The organism is Hymenobacter sediminis (assembly GCF_003231285.1).
Taxonomy (GTDB): Bacteria; Bacteroidota; Bacteroidia; order Cytophagales; family Hymenobacteraceae; genus Hymenobacter; species Hymenobacter sediminis.
On sequence record NZ_QKNS01000007.1, the window covers coordinates 288,486 to 309,336 of the forward strand.

At 57.3% G+C, this 20,851-nt stretch carries 21 protein-coding genes; 12 read left to right on the plus strand and 9 right to left on the minus strand.

What is annotated here, in order from left to right; all coding sequences use genetic code 11:
• The first annotated feature begins 100 nt into the window (after window positions 1-100).
• From DNI29_RS18815 to DNI29_RS18830, 4 genes are all read left to right on the plus strand, one after another.
• Window positions 101-1,933, plus strand: a complete 1,833-nt coding sequence (locus DNI29_RS18815) for an ABC transporter ATP-binding protein (RefSeq protein WP_110979672.1) — start codon at window positions 101-103, stop codon at window positions 1,931-1,933.
• A 318-nt stretch (window positions 1,934-2,251) separates the two neighbouring features.
• Window positions 2,252-2,818, plus strand: coding sequence for a hypothetical protein (locus tag DNI29_RS18820; RefSeq protein WP_110979673.1), 567 nt, complete (start codon window positions 2,252-2,254; stop codon window positions 2,816-2,818).
• Window positions 2,818-3,351: a hypothetical protein gene (locus DNI29_RS18825; RefSeq protein WP_110979674.1), complete on the plus strand. Its 534-nt coding sequence runs from the start codon at window positions 2,818-2,820 to the stop codon at window positions 3,349-3,351. Before DNI29_RS18820 ends, DNI29_RS18825 begins: the two co-directional genes overlap by 1 nt.
• Before the next feature lie 105 nt (window positions 3,352-3,456).
• Window positions 3,457-4,350 carry a DUF2911 domain-containing protein gene (locus DNI29_RS18830; protein WP_110979675.1) on the plus strand — a complete coding sequence of 298 codons (894 nt, stop codon included), beginning with the start codon at window positions 3,457-3,459 and terminating at the stop codon, window positions 4,348-4,350.
• A gap of 86 nt (window positions 4,351-4,436) precedes the next feature.
• On the opposite strand, the gene DNI29_RS18835 is transcribed toward DNI29_RS18830, so the two are convergent.
• The 5 genes from DNI29_RS18835 to DNI29_RS18850 form a co-directional block, all read right to left on the minus strand.
• Window positions 4,437-6,131 (minus strand): sodium:solute symporter family protein, encoded by a 1,695-nt coding sequence (locus DNI29_RS18835; RefSeq protein WP_110979676.1) that lies wholly within the window; start codon window positions 6,129-6,131, stop codon window positions 4,437-4,439.
• Window positions 6,128-6,274: a hypothetical protein gene (locus DNI29_RS24550; protein ID WP_162303659.1), complete on the minus strand. Its 147-nt coding sequence runs from the start codon at window positions 6,272-6,274 to the stop codon at window positions 6,128-6,130. The genes DNI29_RS18835 and DNI29_RS24550 overlap by 4 nt, the downstream gene beginning before the upstream one ends.
• Before the next feature lie 43 nt (window positions 6,275-6,317).
• On the minus strand, window positions 6,318-7,091 hold the full coding sequence (locus DNI29_RS18840) for a phosphatase PAP2 family protein (RefSeq protein WP_110979677.1): 774 nt from the start codon (window positions 7,089-7,091) through the stop codon (window positions 6,318-6,320).
• Between the two features lie 57 nt (window positions 7,092-7,148).
• Window positions 7,149-9,833 carry a PIG-L family deacetylase gene (locus tag DNI29_RS18845; protein ID WP_110979678.1) on the minus strand — a complete coding sequence of 895 codons (2,685 nt, stop codon included), beginning with the start codon at window positions 9,831-9,833 and terminating at the stop codon, window positions 7,149-7,151.
• Between the two features lie 99 nt (window positions 9,834-9,932).
• Window positions 9,933-10,727 (minus strand): hypothetical protein, encoded by a 795-nt coding sequence (locus tag DNI29_RS18850; RefSeq protein WP_110979679.1) that lies wholly within the window; start codon window positions 10,725-10,727, stop codon window positions 9,933-9,935.
• Window positions 10,728-11,028: 301 nt separating this feature from the next.
• Here DNI29_RS18850 and DNI29_RS18855 point away from each other — a divergent pair, with 301 nt between their 5' ends.
• Window positions 11,029-12,681 (plus strand): S8 family peptidase, encoded by a 1,653-nt coding sequence (locus tag DNI29_RS18855; protein ID WP_110979680.1) that lies wholly within the window; start codon window positions 11,029-11,031, stop codon window positions 12,679-12,681.
• Window positions 12,682-12,785: 104 nt separating this feature from the next.
• Here DNI29_RS18855 and DNI29_RS18860 read toward each other — a convergent pair whose 3' ends face one another.
• Window positions 12,786-13,133, minus strand: coding sequence for a DUF805 domain-containing protein (locus tag DNI29_RS18860; protein WP_110979681.1), 348 nt, complete (start codon window positions 13,131-13,133; stop codon window positions 12,786-12,788).
• A 154-nt stretch (window positions 13,134-13,287) separates the two neighbouring features.
• Here DNI29_RS18860 and DNI29_RS18865 point away from each other — a divergent pair, with 154 nt between their 5' ends.
• From DNI29_RS18865 to DNI29_RS18880, 4 genes are all read left to right on the plus strand, one after another.
• Window positions 13,288-14,253, plus strand: coding sequence for a YitT family protein (locus DNI29_RS18865; protein ID WP_110979682.1), 966 nt, complete (start codon window positions 13,288-13,290; stop codon window positions 14,251-14,253).
• Window positions 14,254-14,499: 246 nt separating this feature from the next.
• Entirely contained in the window at window positions 14,500-15,348 is an 849-nt protein-coding gene (locus tag DNI29_RS18870) for an MOSC domain-containing protein (protein ID WP_110979683.1), read from the plus strand.
• A 328-nt stretch (window positions 15,349-15,676) separates the two neighbouring features.
• The gene (locus DNI29_RS18875) at window positions 15,677-16,429 is read left to right on the plus strand and encodes a DUF547 domain-containing protein (protein WP_162303660.1); all 753 of its coding nucleotides are present in this window, start codon (window positions 15,677-15,679) and stop codon (window positions 16,427-16,429) included.
• A 96-nt stretch (window positions 16,430-16,525) separates the two neighbouring features.
• Window positions 16,526-17,200, plus strand: coding sequence for a DUF2461 domain-containing protein (locus DNI29_RS18880; protein ID WP_110979685.1), 675 nt, complete (start codon window positions 16,526-16,528; stop codon window positions 17,198-17,200).
• Window positions 17,201-17,453: 253 nt separating this feature from the next.
• Here DNI29_RS18880 and DNI29_RS18885 read toward each other — a convergent pair whose 3' ends face one another.
• Entirely contained in the window at window positions 17,454-18,077 is a 624-nt protein-coding gene (locus tag DNI29_RS18885) for a deoxynucleoside kinase (protein WP_110979686.1), read from the minus strand.
• A 136-nt stretch (window positions 18,078-18,213) separates the two neighbouring features.
• Between DNI29_RS18885 and DNI29_RS18890 the strand changes: the two genes are divergently transcribed.
• Entirely contained in the window at window positions 18,214-18,678 is a 465-nt protein-coding gene (locus DNI29_RS18890) for a hypothetical protein (protein WP_110979687.1), read from the plus strand.
• Between the two features lie 83 nt (window positions 18,679-18,761).
• Here DNI29_RS18890 and DNI29_RS18895 read toward each other — a convergent pair whose 3' ends face one another.
• Complete coding sequence (locus DNI29_RS18895) at window positions 18,762-19,442, minus strand: DUF6565 domain-containing protein (RefSeq protein ID WP_110979688.1); 681 nt, start codon at window positions 19,440-19,442, stop codon at window positions 18,762-18,764.
• Window positions 19,443-19,608: 166 nt separating this feature from the next.
• On the opposite strand from DNI29_RS18895, the gene DNI29_RS18900 reads away from it, so the two are divergent.
• Both DNI29_RS18900 and DNI29_RS18905 read left to right on the plus strand, forming a co-directional pair.
• Window positions 19,609-20,124, plus strand: a complete 516-nt coding sequence (locus tag DNI29_RS18900) for a GNAT family N-acetyltransferase (protein ID WP_110979689.1) — start codon at window positions 19,609-19,611, stop codon at window positions 20,122-20,124.
• Between the two features lie 35 nt (window positions 20,125-20,159).
• Complete coding sequence (locus tag DNI29_RS18905; RefSeq protein WP_262510233.1) at window positions 20,160-20,447, plus strand: CDGSH iron-sulfur domain-containing protein; 288 nt, start codon at window positions 20,160-20,162, stop codon at window positions 20,445-20,447.
• Between the two features lie 78 nt (window positions 20,448-20,525).
• Here the strand turns inward: DNI29_RS18905 and DNI29_RS18910 are convergent, their stop codons facing one another.
• Window positions 20,526-20,777: an acyl-CoA-binding protein gene (locus DNI29_RS18910; protein ID WP_110979690.1), complete on the minus strand. Its 252-nt coding sequence runs from the start codon at window positions 20,775-20,777 to the stop codon at window positions 20,526-20,528.
• Window positions 20,778-20,851: the final 74 nt, after the last annotated feature.

A 20,851-nucleotide genomic window follows, 5' to 3' on the forward strand; every position in this document is an offset into this window, starting at 1 on the left:
ATCAGCCGCGAAACCAGCCGGATTCCTACTTCTCACCTCTTGCTTGCGCTTTCTACCGCTCACTTCTCGCTTCTATAAAAAAATGGCAGCCAGAAGCGGAATGAATACCAGTGGCCAAACGGAGGCTGATGCCCCCAAGGTCAAGCTTACGAAAGAGAATTTTCAACGTGGATTGCGGATTTTCCGCTTTGTGTTGCCGTACAAGGGCCCATTTATTGCGGGCCTGCTGCTACTGCTGCTTAGTAGCGTTTCCACCATGGTGATGCCCAAAATGCTGGGCTATCTGGTTAATATCGCCAATCACCAAACAACCAACCTGCCGCCCTACCTGCCCCGCACCATCACGGGCGTGGCTCTGCTGTTGTTTGGGGTAGTGCTGGTGCAAGGTCTGTTCTCCTTCGGGCGGATTTTCTTTTTTTCGCGGGTTAGTGAGTTTACGGTGCGCGACATTCGCCGCACGCTCTACCAAAAGCTGGTAACGCTGCCCATTCCGTTTTTTGAGCAGCGCCGGGTAGGCGAAATCACCTCCCGCCTAACCTCTGATGTAGCCAACATTCAGGATACGTTTACTCTGACCCTGGCCGAGTTTATGCGCCAGATCCTGACGCTGCTGGCTGGCGTGGCTTTTATCATGTGGGAGTCGTGGCGCCTCTCGCTGTTTATGCTGGCTACGTTTCCGCCTCTGGTGTTGCTGGCCTTTCTGTTTGGGCGCAGCATCCGCAAATTCTCCAAGCAAACCCAGGATGAGCTAGCCAAAACCAACGTGGTAGTGGAGGAAACAATGCAAGGCATTAACTCCGTGAAAGCCTACACCAGTGAGCAGCACGAGGTAAGCCGCTACGCGGCCGGCCTGGACCGTACCGTGCAGTTCGCCCTGAAATCGAGCATTTACCGCGGCGCGTTTGTGTCGTTCATTATCGTGGCCATCTTCGGTGGCATTTTTCTGGTACTCTGGCGCGGCGCTACCTACGTAGAACTACCCAAAGCTGACCCGCGCCACCTGGACATGGGCGACCTAGTGTCGTTTATTCTGTACACGATGTTTATTGGGGCCTCGGTAGGCGGCCTGGGCGAGATGTACGGCAAGATTCAGAGCAGCCTCGGCGCTTCGGAGCGCATTCTGGAAATCCTGGATGAGGAATCGGAGCCGGTTCATCAGGCCCGACCAGCTAGCGCAACTCCCCTGCAGGTGTACGGCGACATTCGCTACGAGAACGTGCAGTTCCGCTACCCTACCCGCCCCGATCTGGCCGTGCTCAAAGACATCAGCTTCCACATTGAAGCGGGCGAGAAAGTGGCATTGGTGGGCCCATCGGGAGCCGGTAAAAGCACCATTGTACAGCTACTCATGCACCTGTACCCGCTCAGTGGGGGTAGCATCAGCGTGGATGGTCGCGACATCAACACCCTGGACCTAACAGAGTTGCGCCAGCACATCGGCATTGTGCCCCAGGAAACGATGTTGTTTGGCGGTACCATCCGGGAAAACATTCTCTACGGCCGCCCCGGCGCGCCGGAGGCTGATATTGTCGATGCCGCCCGCCGGGCCAATGCCTGGCAGTTCATTCAGTCGTTCCCTGAGGGGCTGGATACGGTAGTAGGCGAGCGAGGCATTAAGCTCTCGGGCGGACAGCGCCAGCGCATTGCCATTGCCCGCGCCATCCTGAAAAACCCCGCCATCCTGCTCCTCGACGAAGCTACCTCCGCCCTCGACTCGGAAAGCGAGAAACTGGTGCAGCAGGCCATGGACGAGCTTATGCAAAACCGTACCAGCATCATCATTGCCCACCGCCTCAGCACCATACGCAAGGTGGATAAGATTCTGGTGATTGAGGGTGGCCGCATCGCGGAGCAAGGCACCCACGAGCAACTCAGCAACGACGAAAACGGCCTCTATGCCAACCTGCTCAAGCTGCAGTTTGAGCTAACGTAAGGTGTGGATTTAGACGAACTACTTGAAACGGGCGGCGCATAGTGCGTCGCCCGTTTTTTATATTTGACAACTCTGTATACACACAATCATATGTCTACAACTCGTATTACTGTTGTTATGAAGGGAAATGCTTTGTTGGCCGATGAGGTAGCAGATATATTTTTTGGAGTGATAGAGAATGGTATACTGCGGAACGAATGGATCAGCAAGCCCGTGATGCTGTATCTTTTATATGCTTTAAGCGTCCTATGGACATATCAATCTTTCGACTGTATAACCTCTTAACTAACCTTGAGCCCAGAACAGAGCTATATATAAATGGGAGACAATACCCCTATAATTAGCCTCCCTGCTACCCCTCCTACGTTTCAAGAGTACCAGCTAATTCACCAGACGCAGCAACGGCAGCGCTACCCGGAGTTGGCCAACCAGCAGAAGCCAGCTACCTCCGACCCGTGGAAACGCAAGGTGCGGTTGTGGCTGGGCGTGCTGGCCGGGGCTGCGGGGTATTTTATCTGGTTCGAGCCCGCCGGCGGAGTCGGATACCTTCTGGTGTTCAGCGTGTTTACTGCGCTGGGGCTGTTGTACCAGTGGTGGGAATACCGCCGGGCTTTCCTGCAATATCAGCGGCGGCCGCAGCCGCTGGGGTTTCGGGTAGCAGAGGCAGGCCTTGCTGTGCAGTGGCTCCAGGGCTGGCAGCGGCTGCGCTGGCCCAACCTGACCCGCGTGCAGCAGGTAGGCGACTGGCTCCTGCTCTACCCTGGCCCCGACTTTTGCTACTACCTGGATTTGCGGCAAGTGCCAGCCCCCTATACGGCCGTAGATGTGCTGGCTTTGATTGGCAAACAGGAAGTAAGCGGGCCCGCCCCTACCTTCGCCTCCTGATGAAGCCAACCCCCATCGTTCTATCCAGCGTGCAGCTCTCCGCCGATGAATTTGTGGCCGTGAATTTTCGGCTTTGGCGCGCCCGCACCCGCACCCGCCTCAACCACTGGATTCTGGGCGCGGCCATTGCGCTGCTGAGCATGAGCCTGGGGCTGAAGGTGTACCAGAGCGGCCGGCTGCCTCAGTCCTCTTCCCTGGTTTTTCTGGCGGTAGCAGTAGGGTACGCGCTGTTGCGCTTTGGGCTGGTACGCTACCAACTGCGCCGGGGGTACGCCAAGAACACGGCCGCCCACCAGCCCACCGATTTTACCCTCACCGATACCGAAATCAGGGGCCGTAGCGCGCTGGGGCAGTTTTCTGGTAAGTGGAGCCTGATCCGGCGGGCCGTGTGGGTGCGGCCCCACTGGCTGCTGCTCTACCCCACCGAAGCCGCCTGTTACTACCTGGATATGCGTCGCCTGCAGGCTCCCGCTACCCCCGACGCCGTGGAGCAACTGCTTGCTACTCACCAGATACCGCAGCAGCGCATCTGAGAACAGAGGTCTTGGTTTAGCATTCGGCTAAATTTCTGAGCTATGTGCTGGTTTTAGCTATTTTTACCGCAGCATCTAGTCTCTCTCACTTTGCTTGTTCACCCTATGATTACCTCGACTTTCCTGAAGTCTTCGTCGCGCACCCTGGGCGCTACGCTGCTGGTAAGCGGCCTGCTGTTGGCCTCGGCCGCCGAAGCCCAGATCAGCACGCCTCAAGCCAGCCCCAAAAGCACTGTGCAGCAGCGCGTGGGCCTCACCGACGTCACTATCACGTATTCGCGCCCCAGCCTGAAGGGCCGCACCGCGTTTGGCGGGCTGGTACCGTTCAGCAAGCGCTGGCGCACGGGTGCCAACGCCACTACCGCCATCAAGTTCTCGGATGATGTGATGGTAGAAGGCAAGAAAATTCCGGCTGGGGAGTACGGCATTTACACCATTCCCAATAAAACCGAATGGATTGTAGTGCTGAACAAAAGCACCAAGATGGGCGCCAACGTGGATGGCTTCAAGGATGATGAGGACGTAGCCCGCTTCACCATCAAGCCCTACAAGCTGGCCTCTAAGGTGGAAACCTTCACCATTAACTTCGCCGACATCACCCCGGCCACGGCCAGCGTGGACATGCAGTGGGAGCTGACCGGCGCCAAGTTCAAAATTACCTCCGATGTGGACGCCAAAGTAATGGCCCAGATTGAGGAGAAGGTGAATAAGAACGCCAGCCCCTCGGCCAACGACCTGGCCGCTGCTGCCGTGTACTACTACGACAGCAACAAGGACGCCAAGCAGGCGCTGGAGTGGCTACAAAAGGCCAACGCCACTGACCCCAAGTTCTGGAACGTGCACACGGAAGCCAAGCTCCGGATGAAGCTGAAGGACTACAAAGGCACCGTGACGGCCGCCGAACAGTCGCGCAAGCTGGCCCTCGACGCTAAAAACGCCGACTACGTGAAAATGAACGACGACCTGATTCTGGAAGCCAAGAAAGCCGGCAAGCTGTAAGCTGCATCCTGCCCAAAGAATAGAGAAGCCCTTGATTTCAGTCGAAATCAAGGGCTTTTTGCTGCTCACACTTCTGCTTGTGATACTTAGGTAGTAGGAGCTGTTTTACTTCCTCGCCCAAACAGGCTACCCAGCACTACCACGCCACACCCCAGGATGTTGTACCAGAGGTAGCCAATATCCGTGGCGAAAAACATAATCAGCACGATGGTTTGCGCTACCACCGCGGACCAGAACACGGCCTTTCCGCCCACCGACTTCATGAAAAACGCTACCATGAAAATCCCGAGAATGGTGCCGTAAAATAACGAGCCCAGGATGTTCACGGCCTGAATCAGGTTTTCGAGGCGGGCGGCAAAGGTGGCAAAGCCGATGCCGAGTACACCCCAAGCTACGGCCGCTACCCGCGAGGCTTTCACATAGTGCGCTTCAGGGTAATCGGGCTGACCGGGTTTATACAAGTCCACCACAGTAGTGGAAGCCAAAGCATTCAGGCCAGCCGCGGCCGAACCTAAAGCGGCGCTGAGCACCACCGCAATCAGCAAACCTACCAGGCCCTGGGGGAGGTAGTTCAGCACGAAGGTCAGGAAGACGTAGTCGGTGTCCTTGGCCTCGGTGGCGGGCACGGCTTGTTTCAGTAGCTTCTGGGCCTGCTGGCGCAGGCCCTGGGTAGCAGCCTGGGTAGCTTGAACATGGGTTTGAGCGGCAGCCGCAGCTTCGGCGTTGCCTGTTTGCAGGGCCGCTACCAGCTGGCCGGTAGCGTGGCGGCGGGCCTCAAATACGGTAGCGTGTTCGCGCTCCAGCTCGCGCAGGGCGGGGCCGTACTGCTCGGAGTGGGCCACCTGAATGTACACGGGCCGGTTGAAGGTAAGCGGGGCGAGGTTGAACTGATAGAACACGAACAAGAGCACGCCCAGCAGCAGAATTCCGAACTGCATCGGGATTTTCAGCAGTCCGTTCATCAGCAGGCCCAGACGACTCTCGGTAATGTCGCGGCCGGTGAGGTAGCGCTGCACTTGGCTTTGATCGGTGCCGAAATAGGACAACGCCAGAAACAAGCCCCCCGTCATGCCCGACCAGAAGTTATACCGGTCCTTGGGGTCGAAGTGAAAATCGACGAGGTTGAGCTTGCCCTGGTGGCCAGCCAGGCGCATGGCATCCGTAAAGCCGACCCCGGCCGGTAGGTAATGCACCAGCAGGTAGCCCGCCACCAACAGCCCCACGAAAATTACCAGCACCTGTCCCTGCTGCGTCACCATTACGGCTCGCGTGCCACCCGATACGGTGTAGGCAATCATCACTCCGCCCAAGAGCCACACCGTCAGGTGAATGTTCCAGCCCAGGATGGCCGACAGCACCAGGGCCGGGGCGTAGAGCGAAAGGCCGTTGCTGAGGCCGCGCTGCACCAAAAACAGCAGGGCCGCGAAGGTGCGCGTGCGCCTATCAAAACGGCCTTCCAGATACTCGTAGGCTGTAAACACGCGCAGCCGGTGGTAAATAGGTACGGCAAACACGGCAATCAGTACCATGGCGATGGGCAAGCCAAAGTAGAACTGAATAAACCGCATGCCGTCGTCGTAGGCCTGGCCGGGGGTACTCAGGAAGGTAATGGCTGAGGCCTGGGTGGCCATAATGCTCAGCCCAATGCCCCACCACGAGGCCTGCCGCCCCCCAAGCAGGTAGCCATCCAGGGTGTCGCCGGCGCGGCGGGTGCGCCAGGTACCGTAGCCCACAATAAACAGGAGCGTGCCGCCCAGAATCAGCCAATCGAGCCCACTCATGCGAACAGCCGCGTCAGGTACACGAACAGGCCGACCTCCACCACTAACGCGGCCAGTACCAGCGCGTACCAGGCCCGCCACGAGGGTAGCAAAGGCGGCTTAGACTCTGGAGCGGGGACGGGGGTAGTAGCGGATGATGACACGGAAGAAACAGCTAGCGCAAGGTGAGAGACGCAAGATAGGAACTCAGGCGGCAGCAGGAACGCTAGGTGCCCCGGAAAAAGTACCTTTCGGCCGCAGCCACCAGGTAGCCATTTCAATGCCGCAGGTAAGCACCAGAGCCAGGCACACCGATGCTACTACGTCGCTGAGCCAGTGCACTTCCAGCCCTACCCTCCCCATGGCCACCAACCCGATGCAGGCCAGCAGCCAGGGTCGCACCTTCGGGAACCGCAGGGCCAGGGGTAGCAGCAGGCCCGCCACCCAGGCCGTGTGCCCGGACGGAAAGGCATCGAAACGGCCTACCGGCTGCCAGAAATCGGCATTGGGCATCTGGTAAGTTAGTATAGCCAGCGGGCGGGGCCGGTTAAAATATAGCTTTAGCCAATTCCCTACCACCTCGCTACCCACCATGGTCAGCAGCACCACCAGCCAGATGGTGCAGTGGGGCCAGCGGCGGAAGCGCGCCACCCCGAACAGCACCAGCAGCAAAAGCCACGGCAGCGGCACTCCCAGCCCTGCTGACTCGCGCATAAAGTCCCCGATGCCGTCGGCAATAGTCATCACGGCGTCAAAGAAAGGCTGCAATGGCGCCCCGTGCTCGTGCACTAGCCGGGCCAACGGCTCATCTACCACAAAGATGCAAAGCAAAGTAAGCGGAACTAGCACCACTAAGCCTTTCAGCAGCAGACGGAAGTAGAAATAAATAGTCACGGCAATACTGCTTGGGCGGCTCTCACTGCTGTCATCCTGAGCGGAGCGAAGGACCTCTACCGCTTCGTTGCCGCAAGAATTGCTCACGGTAGAGGTCCTTCGCTTCGCTCAGGATGACAGATGATTGTTATCTATCCTAGCTCCCTACTTGCCCAATGACACCATGTTAGTGAGCAGGCGGTAGGCGCCGGGCACGCCGGCGGGCAGCTCCCGGAACAGGCTCAGGCCGGTATAGATGTAGTTGCCTTTGCCGTATTTGGCTACCAGAATGGCGCTTTCCTTGGCTTTCTCGCCGGGGTCCGCGGAACTGATAACGGTCTGGTACTTGGGGTCCCATTGGGAGGGGTAGTAGAGGCCCTGCTCCTGCACCCAGCCTTCAAAGTCCTTGGCAGTTATCTTGTTGGGCGAGTTCAGCAACGGTTGCTGGGGGTTCAGGAAGGTAACAGCCGCGTTTTCTACCGTCACGCGGTCTGAGGACAGCGTGAGGGGGTAGGGGCCGATTTGGGGCAGAACGGTGCCACGGTTCACCACATACTGCACCACCAGGTTACCGCCGTTTTCCACATAGCGGAGCAGAGTGGGCTGCACAGTCTTGAGGCGGTCTACAGTGTTATAGGCCCGCACGCCCAGCACCACGGCATCGAAGCGGCGCAGGTTTTGGTCGGTGAGGTCCTCGGGCTTGAGCAGGGTGACGGTGTAGCCAATCTGGCGCAGGGCATCGGGCACCTCGTCGCCGGCTCCCATGAGGTAGCCGATTTCCTGACCCTTGCGTTTGAGGTCCAGCTTCACCAGCGGGGCCACGGCTTCGGGGAAGAGCACCTGGGTTGGGATGTGGTTGTACTCGATGGCCTGGTAGCCGCGCGAATATGTTTGCCCGTCCACGGTAGCCACGGCCCGCAGCTCGGTTTTGCCCTCCTTAGCCCCTACCCCCGGCTGCACCCGGAACTGCACGGTTTGCTCGGCGTCTTTGCTGGCGAGGTCAAAGTTGAAGCTCGCCGGCTCCGATTTCCAGCCTTGCGGCAATGTCAGCGCCACGGCGCCTTTCACACCGGCCTTACCGGCGCGCAAGGTCACGGGAATGGTTTTGGGTTGGTTGTCAGCAAAGACGTAGGCGCGCCCGCCGATGTTCACCGCCACGGGCGGCACCACTACTAGCGGGCGGTATTTCTCCCCTTCTACCGGGTCGGTGCTTTTGTATTGAAGTGGCTTACTATAGATGATTGGAACCCCAGCCACTTCTATTTCAAAAGCTACGTCCGCCACCGGAAAGTTTTCCGGTTCACCTAATACTCTAGTTCCTTCAATTTGGATAGAACCATGTAAGTCACTAGTTAGGGTCGCGTCCTCTATTACACGAGGTATTTTGTACATTCCGGTCGTGCCTATTTCACGCAACCAATAAGGCTGTGAAACCGAGTACTTAGCTGGGATGACATAGGTCAGTTGCTTAATAAAAGGTTTGTTAGTCGACAGCTGTTCGTTGATAGTAGCCGGTAATCGTTTATTCAATAATAAAGAAGTAGATATCTCATCATCATTAAAGGCAGTTGGCTTAAGCCATCTCAACTTCACAGGAACAGAAGATCGGTTTAATGCCTCAACTGTTAAGTGAACCTCATTACCTGGGGGTATGGTAGTTTCCTGCACTACTGCTGACAGGCTTAGGCCTAAGCAAGCATATATCAATTCATCTATTTGTTCAGTTTTAGATCTGAACCAGAACTCCGTAGTTGACAACTCACGCCGCGCATTATCCAAAACTTCATTGTTGAGCATTTCCTTGCTTTGATAAGCGCTTGCTGCTTTCTGGAAGGTTTGGGTAATCATTTCCTGCACCTTCAGCAACCCCGCCACGCTGGCGCTGGGGTTGCTGGGGTCGTACTTCCGGATAACCTCGTCTATCAGCTTGCCCACGGCCGCGCCGCCGGGTACCCGATTCCAGCTCATATCAATGCCCTCGAAGGGGTCGGACTTAACCTTGTCGCCTTTCACGTATTGCAGATACTCCAGGGCCTCGCCGCGCTGGGCCGCGGAGCCGAAGCCCTGACTTTTGTGCTGGGAGCGGCTGCGGGCGGCAATTTCGCCGTAGCTCTGGCCCAGTAGGGGGTTGTAGGCACCGGCATCCACTTTCAGGTAGCCGTCCATGTTTTCGCCGGGCTTTACGAAGAAGGAGCCGGTGTTCCAGAACAGGCGCTTGGGTTGCCACACCTGCACGTATTTCAGCTGCTCCGGGAAGCGCTTGGGGTCGCCGGCGGCATCGAAGGCCTCGGCGGCCAGAATGGCGGAGGCGGTGTGGTGGCCGTGGCCGGCCCGGCTATCGGGCGGGAAGCGGGTGATGAGCACATCGGGCCGGCGCTGCCGGATCACCCACACCATATCGGACAGCACCTGCTCCTTGTCCCAGATGGTGAAGGTTTCGTCGGGGGTTTTGCTGAAACCGAAGTCATTGGCGCGGGTAAAGAACTGCCTACCCCCATCAATGCGCCGAGCCGCCAGCAGTTCTTGGGTTCTAATTACGCCGAGTTGTTCGCGCAGCTCCGGGCCGATGAGGTTCTGCCCCCCGTCGCCGCGGGTGCAGCTGAGGTAGCCGGTTTCCAGCAGGCGGCCGTTGGCCATGTAGGCAATGAGGCGGGTGTTTTCGTCGTCGGGGTGAGCGGCAATGTAGAGCACCGAGCCCAGCACATTCAGCTTCTTCAGCCCCAGCAGAATCTCGGACGACGAGTAGGTTTTGGGCGCCTGGGCCTGGGCGCTGAATGAGTGACTTAGTGACAGAGTAAGCAGGGTTGCCAGCAGAGCGGCGCGCAGAGGGCGCAAGGAACGGAAGGGCATACGGAGGGGCATCTTGAAAGCGTGAAGATAACCGCACGCCCCACACGGTGTTTCGCCGTCTTCTTTTACGCTACTAAAGAGGCAGGTACTTACGCCCCATCAGTGCGTCGCGAAACGTTGGCGATTTTCTTCCTTAAATATGACGGGGGCTACCCACGAAAAAGGAACCCAACGCCCATAGCGGTAGGTAGCGCCCCAATTGCGGCGAGCTACCTGCTGAGCCGCTTGCAAAGCCGCCGCATCATACGGAGCACCACAGCCCTTGACCAGGGACACATTGCAGTTGAGCCCGGTACTATCAGGCCTGAATCTCACGAGTACCCGGTACTGCTTGGGTAGCTGTTTGGGCAGATGGGCCCAGTTTACAGCCTGATGCAACTGTTCGGCAAACTGCACCTCATTTACCTGCTTATGCACCCGATTGTAATAGGTACGCTGGCTGACTAACCGCCCATGCCGAAACATTAGCATCCAGTCTTGCTCATAAATGGATTCATACCCCAAGTGCTCGTAGTACAGCAGCATACCCACGGGTACATCCAGTTTACCTTCTACCCACGCAGCGGCTACCCTACCGCGAGCATCGGGCCGAAACCAACGCTCCAAAGGAATAGCAGCCTGCTTGTCGTCGCAGCTGGGTCTGATTTTAAGTAGAAATAGCTGGTTACTTTCCAGCAGCCACGTTGCCTGATAGCCCCGCCAACAAGCCGTAGAGGCACTCTTCAATAACGCCGGCCGTTTCGGCAGCTTCTCTAACCAGCCTTCCAGTGGGTTAGAATACAGCAAATACACCTTGCCACCGAAGTACAGATAGTCAGGAGCCTGCGCAGTGGCTCTTAATCGGTAAGGAAGCAGAGTTAGTAGCAGTAGTAGCGGCAGGATGGGGTACTTCATGGTGAATATGCCTTCGTACCAATGATAACTATTTGATTCACACCCTAAGGATTCCTGTGCCTGTACTCAGCTTAACGATAGATTTATGCCAAGCAATGTGTTCATGCGTTTAAACAGTGGCCTCAGCTCTTTATGTAGCCCACGCAACCACCGGCACTACCCACCCGACTATCATCAGCATAAACCATAGTCTCCATTTTCGCATTCGGGAAGATAGGTGGAGAAGCTTCATCTGAGCTTAATCTCCTGGCGCGGTCCTTGCGTACATCCTGCTTTCCTTTTCGTTTTGAACTCCCCTTGCATGGCGTTTCCCCTTACTTCCCGGCTGCGGTTGCTGGGCCTCTCCTTCCTGTTTCCAGTGCTGGCCGCTTCTGCCCAGACTACCCCTCCCGCTTCTTCCAAACCCGCCGCTGCTGCCACGCCTCAGTGGTATTTGCTTGACCCGGAACAGGATGGGGGCATAATGGGCATCAGTGCCCGCCGCGCCTACCAGGAGCTGTTGCAGGGTAAAACTTCCACTCCGGTTATTGTGGCAGTTATTGACGCCGGCATCGACACGGCCCATGTGGACCTGAAGCGTGTGCTCTGGCACAACCGCAAGGAAATTGCCGGCAATGGCAAGGACGACGACCAGAACGGCTACGCAGACGACGTGCTGGGCTGGAGCTTTCTGGGCGGACCCGATGGGCGCAACATCAACGTAGAAACCCTGGAGGAAACCCGTATTCTGGCCAAGCTGCAGCCTCTGTACGCTGGCAAGGTGCGCACCGCCGTGCCCGCCGCCAAACGTGGTGAGTTCGACCTTTATCAGAAGGTAAAGAAGAGCTACGACGCCAAGGTAAAGGAGAATACCCAGCGCTTGCAGGAGTTCAACCAAGCCTACCTCGAAAACTCGCAGGGGGCTGACGGCCTCAAGCAGGCACTGGGGGTAGCCCGCCTCGATACGGCTACCCTGCGCAACCCGCCTACCCAGGACCCACAGCTACGCCAGATTACCAGCGGCCTGTATGCCACCCTGATTCAGACGGGTTTTGCTTCCCTGGACGATGTGCTGGAGGAAATGAAAAAAGGCCTTAAGGAAACCCAGGACCAGCTTGACTACGGTCTTAACCTGAAGTATAACCCGCGCCCCATCGTCGGCGACCGGCCCGAGGATACCAAGCAACGAGACTACGGCAACCGCGACGTGCACGGCCCCGACCCCATGCATGGCACCCACGTAGCCGGCATCATTGGGGCCGACCGGGAAAACAACCAAGGCGTACTGGGCGTAGCCTCCAACGTGCAGATTATGGCCGTGCGCGCCGTGCCCGACGGCGACGAGCGGGACAAGGATGTGGCCAACGCCATCCGCTACGCCGTGGACAATGGGGCCCAGATCATCAACATGAGCTTTGGCAAGTATTACTCGCCTCAGCGTGCCGCCGTGGAGGAAGCCATCAAGTATGCCGCCAGCAAAAATGTGCTCCTGGTGCACTCTGCGGGCAACGAAAACGAAGACCTCGATAAAACCCTGCAGTACCCCGCCCCGGTGTACCTCAGCGGGCAGCGCATCCCCAACATGATTACGGTGGGCGCTTCAGCCCGTACCAACGATGAAAACCTGGTAGCCGACTTCTCGAACTACGGCAAAAACCAGGTAGATGTATTTGCGCCCGGCAACCAGATTTACGCTACCCTGCCCGGCAGCCGCTACGGCAACCTGAGCGGCACCAGCATGGCTGCACCCGTGGTAGCGGGCATTGCCGCCACCCTGAAATCGTATTACCCCCAACTGACGGCGGTACAGCTCAAGCGCATCATTCTGGAGTCGGCGGTTCCCTACCATACCAAGGTGCGCAAACCCGGCACCACTACCCTCGTCGACTTTGCGGAACTCTCTCGCACAGGCGGCCTCGTGAACCTTTACCGCGCTCTGCAGCTGGCCCAGCAGCCCACGCCCGAACCAAAATAACCCGGCAATTTCTGCGGCCTTTACGCAACCCTGCCCTTCCAGAGGGGTCTCTAAAAAGAAGACCTGCTCTGGAAGGGCAGCTTGTTTTAGCGGCCGCGGCGGTTTCAACCAATAGTCTGCAACCGGTTCGTGGCCCCGTGTCGGGTAGCGAATGGCTGCCCCGGCAACACCAGCAGCGCCAGCAAAATCAGGGCATTAAGGCCTGGCAGCAGCAGCAGTAGCGCATACCAGCCGCTACGCCCCACGTCGTGCAGACGGCGCACCGCCAACAGTGCTACCAGCGCGGTAGCCAGCAACCACAACCCCGAGGCCAGCCACAACGGTGGCAACTGGCCCTCGGGGGTAAACCCATATAGCAACGCTAGTGGCAATACCACCGGCACCAGCTCAAATGCAAACGCCTTGCGCTCCTGCCTACCCCACAACACCGGATATTCCTGTAGCAATGCCATGAGCAACCCTCCCGTTTTATAGATTAACGCTGATACCGAAAAAACTTTTCCAAATTCCAGGCCAAGCTCATTCAGCTGGGCTGGCTTTCCCTAAGTTTCAACATTCATTTCATTAGCGCCGTACTTTCTTGTATTGCGTTTTCTCTTTTCGCCTATGCCTGAATCTCACCTCGTACCCTCATCTGAATTTCCTGTTACCCCCTCCTCCGGCGCGCTTGGCGTGAAACGCCCAAACCCCGGAACACGCTCTGCCCGCGACCGACGCTGGTGGCGGCGGCAGGTCGTAAACACGCTTCTGATGGTGGTGGGGGTATTTTCGGCAGGCTTTGGGTTAGAAAGCTTTCTGCTGCCCGGCGGCTTCCTAGACGGGGGCGTAACCGGTGTTTCCCTGCTGATAGTAAGGGTTTTTGGCCTACCCCTTCCGGCGCTTATCGTAGTCCTGAACATTCCGTTCGTGCTGATGGCTTGGCGGCAGCTCGACCCCAGCGTAGCCATCCGGACGCTGCTTGGCATTCTCGGTCTGGCCTTGGTTCTGGCCCTTATCCCCTACCCCATCGTCACGAATGATAAGCTGCTGATATCGGTGTTTGGGGGGTTCTTCCTCGGGGCTGGTATCGGGTTGGCCATGCGCGGCGGCGGCGTGCTGGATGGCACCGAAATTATGGCCATCTATCTGAGCAAACAGTCCAGCATGAGCGTAGGCGACATCATTTTGGTGTTCAACATTCTCATTTTCGGAGTCGCGGCCTGGGTTTTGTCCATCGAAACGGCCTTGTACTCCATCCTGGCTTACCTGTCGGCGGCCAAAACCATCGACTTTATCATTGATGGTCTGGAAGAGTATACCGGCGTCACCATCGTATCGGGGCGCTCCGATGCCATTCGCCGCATGATTACCGAAAAGCTGGGCCGGGGAGCCACCGTATATACCGGCAAGCGCGGCTACGGCACCCATGGCGAGCAGCCCAACCCCGTTGATATCGTCTTCACGGTAATCACCCGCCTTGAAGTTTCGAAGCTAAAGGCTGAGGTAGAGCAAATCGACCGCCAGGCCTTCATGGTCATGCACAGCGTCCGCGACACCAAAGGCGGCATGATCAAAAAACGCCCGCTGCATTAAATGCTGCAATGAGTTTGTGACGTAAGGATACAAGGAGGAAGTGCCCAGTCATTTTTCCTGCCTTACGCCCCCAAGCCTGATACATCGACAAGCCCTTACTTCCAACCTGGAGGTAGGGGCTTGTTACATTTTAAGGGATAGGGAATTGATTATGAGTGCCGGTATCATAACCGCCGCAGCACATACCCACTTCACAAACTCGCAATTTCATCAATTCACCATCTCACTATTCCCCATCTTTGTGGTATGGCTGCACCTCTCCTTCTCTCTGACCTATATATCTACCCTGTTAAGTCGCTGGGCGGCATCCGCGTTACGGAAGCGGTTGTGGAACCCCGCGGACTGCGCCACGACCGTCGGTGGCTGATTGTGAATGAGCGCAACCAGTTCATGACGCAACGGCAAACCGCCGCTATGGCCCACCTGAAAGTATCGGCGGCCTACAACGGCTTTCTGATCAGCCATCAGCAGCGGCCCGAATTGCTACCCCTCTACGTCCCCTTCGAAGCTACTCCTGAGAAGACGTTGTTTGTTACCATCTGGGACGATATGGTTTTTGCCTGGCGCGCCCGCCCCGAGTGCGACGAGTGGCTTTCAGAGGCGTTGGGCCAGCCATGTAAGCTGGTGTATATGTCGGATATGGTGCGCCGCGACGTGGAGCCGGAGTATAACCCCGAGGGTCAGATGGTCAGCTTCGCTGATGGCTACCCGTTCTTGCTAATCGGACAGGAATCGTTAGGGGAGTTGAACTCGCGCCTTGCAGAGCCCGTGGGCATGGACCGTTTCCGGCCAAACTTGGTATTCAGCGGGGGGGAGCCATTTGGGGAAGACGCCTGGCACCACTTTTCCATCGGCGAGGTACCGTTTCGGGCCGTGCGGGGCTGTGGCCGTTGCGTCCTGACCACTATCAATCAGGATACTGCCACCAAAAACGCCTCTGGTGAGCCGCTTCGTACGCTGGCTTCTTACCGCTCCCAAGGTAAGAGCGTGAAATTTGGGCAAAATGTAACGGGCGGTGGTTCCGGCCTCCTGCAAGTGGGCAACACCATTACGGTATCAACCTACAAAGCACAGAAAGTAGCTGAATTGAGCTAATCAGCACTCATACCCTCGGCAATCAGGAGACACGTATTTGCTCAAGAGCGAAATTCATGTAGCCACATGAGTAGGATAATTTATTGAAAATGCCTCCGCCATTTTTCATAAGATTAAGGGAATCATATACATTTGATAATTCAATTGAGCCTATTGTCCTTCAAAAGCCATAGCTCAAGCTGCTTTTAGCAGCATCTTATTTGAGAAGTAGAATCGGCTGTGCTAATAGCCCAGTTATTCTTTCTCGGCCGCCCCGCTCTTGTCCTATTGCATGTTTCGCCTATTTCATTTCTCACTTCACCGGGTTCTTCTGCTTTGGCTTTGCCTATTGAGCCCGCTGCTGCTTCAGGCTGAGGACAACAACAGCCTGCAATTGCTGCACGAGCCATGGGGCCGGCTGTTGCGCCACCACGTCACGGCCGACGGCCGCCTGGATTACGAGGCGCTGGCCGAAGAGGAAGACCAGCTCTGGGCTTACCTTGAAAGCCTGCGCAAAACCAAGCCTGACCCCGTTTCCTGGAGCCCCGATGATACCAAGGCATTCTGGCTGAACGTGTACAACGCGTCGGCAGCTTACTTGGTGGTGCAGTACTACCCCCTGGCTAGCATCAACGACATCCGGGTGAAAACGGTAGGCGGTCTGAAGTCGCCGTGGGAAGCCCCCGTGGTAAATGTAGGCGGCCAGTTGTACTCGCTCAACCAGATTGAGCAGAAGATCCTACGCGACCAGTTTCATGACCCACGCACGCACTTTGCTTTGATGTACGGTGCGGTTTCCAACGCTCCGCTCTTGGCTGAGCCCTACGATGGCACGCGCCTGAACGCCCAGCTGGAGGCCCAAACCCGCCGCTTCATCAACGATACAGCTTTCAATCAGCTCACGTCCAATCGGGTGCAGATTTCTGGCTTATTTCAGGCCTACGCGGCTGAGTTTGGCACCGAGGCCCAATTGATTGCCTTCCTGAACCGCTACGCGCATACGCCCGTGCTGCCCACGGCGCAGGTAGAGTATCAGTCGTTTAACTGGGGGCTGAATGATCGTAGCACCCTGAGCAGCTCCCACGCCCTGAACAAGCGCTGATTTCGCTGCCAACCTCCGCTTCACTCGCCCCGTACCGCCTAGCGGTGCGGGGCGTTTTTGTGCGGCTCCTACCTCTTGCCTACCCCTTAGCCTGCTATGAATCTACCCTTTGTTCTGGAATTCCTGCGCGACCTTGCTGCCAACAACAACAAAGCCTGGATGGATGCGCACCGCGCCGACTACCAGCGTGCCCGCACCGAATACACCGCCTTTGTAGCTGAGCTGCTGCGCTTAGCTTCCGCCGACCTGCAGCCCGGCCTACGCGGCCTGAATCCCTCCGACGTGATGTTTCGCATCAACAAGAACGACCGGTTTCAGCAGAGCGACGAGCCTTACAAGCGCCACATGGGGGCAGGCTTTAAGCCCGGCGGGCGCCATAGCCCCCGGGCCGGCTACTTTGTGGCCGTAGAACCCGGCGGTGAGACCTATGTAGGAGCCGGCCGCTGGCTACCTGAGCCAGCCCAGCTGGCCCGTATCCGGCAGGAAATTCATTACAACGCCCCCGCCTTTCATGCTCTGCGGCAGGATGCGGAGCTGCTCCGGCAGTTCCCGACTGGGTTGGATATGTCGCAGGCTCTGAAAACTGCCCCCAAGGGCTATGACCGCAACGACCCCGACGTAGAGTGGCTGCGGCTCAAAAGCTTTTTTGTGTGGCGCTCTTTCCCCGATGCTGACGTGCGCCGCCCCGATTTCCCGACCCGCGTGCTCGAGGCTTGGCAGGCGGCCAAGCCCTTCGTGCAATTTCTTAACGAGGCCATGACAGAGGACTAAAGCGGCGAAATAGCGAGTTTGTCGTTCTCACGGATTAGGCTTCACAACCAGCCCCAGGGCAGCAAGCCTACCCCCTCAAACACTCTAAAGCCCCAGCGCGACGACACCAACCGTTCAACAACGGGTGTCGCCCCACTGGGGCTTCAGAGTGTTATTTCGTTGGGTTTCCTACCACCATACCAGCCCCTTAGGGCTGTCTGCGTGGCTTACACCGCGAGAAACACAAACTCATCAGCTCACTATTTCACCCCCTCTAGAAGAGTCCAAACAACGTGCTGTTGATTTTCTCGATGATGACGCTCAAATCCTCTGGGTTGTTCACGTAGTCGAGGTTGTTTACATCTACAATCAGCAGCTTGCCGTGCTTGTAGCTGCTGATCCACTCCTCGTAGTGCTCGTTTAGGTGGCGCAGGTAGTCAATCTTGATATTATTCTCGTAGTCGCGGTTGCGCTTGTCGATTTGCGACACCAGCTTGGGTAGGTCGGCGCGCAGGTACAGCAGCAAGTCAGGCGGGTTCACCATGCTAATCATAGAGGTGAACAGGCTCAGGTAATTCTGATAGTCCCGCTCCGACATCAGGCCCGATTGGTGCAGGTTGGCCGCAAAAATGTGGGCGTCTTCGTAAATCGTGCGGTCCTGAATAACGCCTTTACCGGCCTGTTGCAGCGCCTTAATGTGCTGGGTTTGGCGGAAGCGGCTGTTGAGGAAATACACCTGCAAATGGAAGGCCCACCGTGGCATATCGTCGTAAAAATCCTTGAGGTACGGATTATGATCCACGTCCTCCAGGAATACTTCCCAGTTGAAGTGATGAGCCAATTTGTTGGCCAGGGTAGTTTTGCCGGCCCCAATGTTACCGACGATTGCAATGTGCATGAGCGAAGCGCAGAAAAAAACGGACCGACAAAAATAGCGGATGCGGACTGAACCAAATAGTAGTTGAGCTTAGATCCAACTCATTCTTGCATTCAGTATATTAAGTTCTATTTGCTTTGTCCTCCTCGCCTCGCTCATGGACTCCCTACCCCTCGAATCACTTGGAACCCTGACCGATGCGCACGGCAACCTCATTATGGAGCTATTGCACTCGCCTGCGCACCGGGTGCTGTATATTCGGTGGTTCGGTAATCTTACGGGGCGGGAGGTTTCATATGCCACAGAGGAAATAGCGCGGGTGCAGTCGGAGCTAAACTACCCGCTGCTGCTGAACGACAAAAGCAACGCCACCGGCGACTGGAGCGAAGCCATGGATTGGGTAGAGTACGAGGTGCTACCCCAGGTACTGGACTCGGGCCTGCGGGCTATTGCTTATGTCTTCTCGCCTGACATGCATAATCAGCTAATCAGTATGCGCTTTTTTGAGCGGGTCAAGCAGTACGTGCCTATTCAGATGTTCTATGATCTGCCTTCGGCCTGGCAATGGTTGCGTCGCTACCGCCTACCGCCCAGCGCCGCGCTGCAACCCGACCAAGCGTGACTTTTACGGAATCATGAAAAAGCCGCGCTGCCTTTTCAGAGGTAGCGCGGCTTTTGCAGTGTAGCTGGGGTAATACCAGGCTGCTATTCCCGAATAACGTCTTTCACGTTGCGGGCTTTTTCCAGGGTCCGGAACTCACCCTGAAGGCTCCTGATGCGCAGGCGCTCTTCCAGTGGGAGCTGCTCACGCACCTGCTCGTAGCGGGCATTCAGGCGGCTCAGCACGGCACTGGCAGCGCTCCAGTCGGCCTGGGTCCAGTTCTTTTTATCAGAGCGCATGGTTTCAACCAACCGGAAGTACAGGTCGGGCAGCTCCGTAGGGCGGGCTTGGCTGATGTTTACATCCTCGCCCAGGAACCGGCGCTGGGCCTGGTCGGCAGTGGCGGGGCGGCGGGCGGCGGCATCGAGGCTATCCTGGCGGGTAGCCCATTTCCGGTACCGAACCTTCTGGGTATCATACTCACGCTTGCCTTCCACCGTCAGGCTATCCACGGCCTTATCGATGCGGCGGCTTTGGCGGTCAAACTCCTCCGTGAGGCGGGGCAGTTCGCGGCGCGCCGTGGTAGCGGCCTGATCTACCTTGCTGTTGACCCAGTCGCTGAACACACGTAGGTCGCGCTCCACGCCGGCCGTAGTAGAACTGGCCGAGGGCGACTTGGTGGTTGTTTTGGGGGTAGTTTTAGGCGTTTGCTGGGCCGAGGCAGCCGGAACAGCCAGCAGACCAACTGCCGCAAGTAGTGTAAGGAAAAGCAAGGAAGGTTTCATAGGCAGGTGCGCGTCGGGAGAAAGGAAGGGATGGTGATGAAGTAAAACACAAAAACGGTCCCGGAGCCGAACTCGTGTAACAGAGGCAGGCAATTTCCGGCCCAAAACGAGCAAAAGCGGGGCCAGGGTTCGGTTTTGCGCCGAATAATGCCGTTTTTTGCCCGCTATGTCAGTATCTGCCGCCGCTCCGCTTCGCATTCAGTCCGCTACCCTCGCCGATATTCCAACCATCATCGAACTGGCGGAAGCTACTTGGGAGCCGACCTACCGCTTTATTATTTCGCGGGAGCAGATTGACTACATGTACCGGGTAATTTACACGCCGGCTTCCCTGCAGCGGCAAATGGCCGAGCAAGGACATACATTTCTGCTGGTGTACGTAGAAGACGAGCCTCGGGGCTATGCTTCCTTCTCGGCCCAACCTACAGAAGGGCTCTACAAGCTGCACAAGATCTATGTATTACCCTCGGCGCAGGGCCAGGGTTTGGGGCAGCAGCTCATTGGGGCCGTGGAGCAGGCAGTGCGTGAGGCCGGCGGACATGCGCTGGAGCTCAACGTGAATCGGCACAACCCGGCCCTGGCTTTTTACGAGCGGCAGGGTTTCCAGCTTCACCGCGAAGAGGACATAGCCATTGGCCCCTACTGGATGAACGATTACGTGATGCGCAAGGAATTGCGCTAGCCTCTCTTCACACTCACTTTTCACCCCATTACCATATGGCCACTAAACTTACCGTGCTCAGCAACGGCTCTCTGCGCGTAGAGGGCACCGATTTCGAACTAGTAGATGCTCAGGGTCAGCCCTACGGCCTGGGCGGGCGCGAGCGGATAAGCATCTGCCGCTGCGGCCTCTCGAACAATAAGCCTTTCTGCGACGGTTCGCACAAGGGCCACTTCGAGCACAACGCCGTAGCCTTCGACTTGCCTACCCCTGGCGGCGCCCCCACTCCCCCGGCCCCGGCGGCTCCTACCCTCCCCGATGCTGGTAACCAACCACTGGCTTAACCTTCGGGTTAGTCACAAACCACAAGGCCCGCTGCCAATATCTGGCAGCGGGCCTTGTGGTTTAGGGCTGTTATCTGCCTAGAACAGAGAATTCACGAAGTCAACGTACTCCTGGCGGGCTTCGTCCTGCGACTTGCCGCGCAAGCCAGCCCAGGCGTCGTACTTGGCAATGGCTTTGAAGTCGAAACCACCGGGACGGTCGCCGGATACGTCGCCTTCGCTGGCCTGCTTGAACAAGGCGTATAGCTTCAGAAGCGTAGAGTTATCGGGTTTGCTGGGGAGCTGCTGCACGCGCTGCTGTGCGGCTTCAAAATCGGCGGGAGTTGCCATAAGGGGTAGGAAGTGAAGAGAGAAGGTGAGGGTAATGCTTGCCAGCGCCAGTTGACAGCAGGTGGCGGCAAAAG

Coding starts and splice junctions, on each gene's coding strand:
- DNI29_RS18890 (WP_110979687.1), top strand. CDS start 18,214: ATGGACTCCCTACCCCTCGAATCACTTGGAACCCTGACCGATGCGCAC.
- DNI29_RS18825 (WP_110979674.1), top strand. CDS start 2,818: ATGAAGCCAACCCCCATCGTTCTATCCAGCGTGCAGCTCTCCGCCGAT.
- DNI29_RS18815 (WP_110979672.1), top strand. CDS start 101: ATGAATACCAGTGGCCAAACGGAGGCTGATGCCCCCAAGGTCAAGCTT.
- DNI29_RS18820 (WP_110979673.1), top strand. CDS start 2,252: ATGGGAGACAATACCCCTATAATTAGCCTCCCTGCTACCCCTCCTACG.
- DNI29_RS18910 (WP_110979690.1), bottom strand. CDS start 20,777: ATGGCAACTCCCGCCGATTTTGAAGCCGCACAGCAGCGCGTGCAGCAG.
- DNI29_RS18905 (WP_262510233.1), top strand. CDS start 20,160: ATGGCCACTAAACTTACCGTGCTCAGCAACGGCTCTCTGCGCGTAGAG.
- DNI29_RS18870 (WP_110979683.1), top strand. CDS start 14,500: ATGGCTGCACCTCTCCTTCTCTCTGACCTATATATCTACCCTGTTAAG.
- DNI29_RS18900 (WP_110979689.1), top strand. CDS start 19,609: ATGTCAGTATCTGCCGCCGCTCCGCTTCGCATTCAGTCCGCTACCCTC.
- DNI29_RS18835 (WP_110979676.1), bottom strand. CDS start 6,131: ATGAGTGGGCTCGATTGGCTGATTCTGGGCGGCACGCTCCTGTTTATT.
- DNI29_RS18880 (WP_110979685.1), top strand. CDS start 16,526: ATGAATCTACCCTTTGTTCTGGAATTCCTGCGCGACCTTGCTGCCAAC.
- DNI29_RS18865 (WP_110979682.1), top strand. CDS start 13,288: ATGCCTGAATCTCACCTCGTACCCTCATCTGAATTTCCTGTTACCCCC.
- DNI29_RS18855 (WP_110979680.1), top strand. CDS start 11,029: ATGGCGTTTCCCCTTACTTCCCGGCTGCGGTTGCTGGGCCTCTCCTTC.
- DNI29_RS18895 (WP_110979688.1), bottom strand. CDS start 19,442: ATGAAACCTTCCTTGCTTTTCCTTACACTACTTGCGGCAGTTGGTCTG.
- DNI29_RS18845 (WP_110979678.1), bottom strand. CDS start 9,833: ATGCCCTTCCGTTCCTTGCGCCCTCTGCGCGCCGCTCTGCTGGCAACC.
- DNI29_RS18885 (WP_110979686.1), bottom strand. CDS start 18,077: ATGCACATTGCAATCGTCGGTAACATTGGGGCCGGCAAAACTACCCTG.
- DNI29_RS18850 (WP_110979679.1), bottom strand. CDS start 10,727: ATGAAGTACCCCATCCTGCCGCTACTACTGCTACTAACTCTGCTTCCT.
- DNI29_RS18860 (WP_110979681.1), bottom strand. CDS start 13,133: ATGGCATTGCTACAGGAATATCCGGTGTTGTGGGGTAGGCAGGAGCGC.
- DNI29_RS18830 (WP_110979675.1), top strand. CDS start 3,457: ATGATTACCTCGACTTTCCTGAAGTCTTCGTCGCGCACCCTGGGCGCT.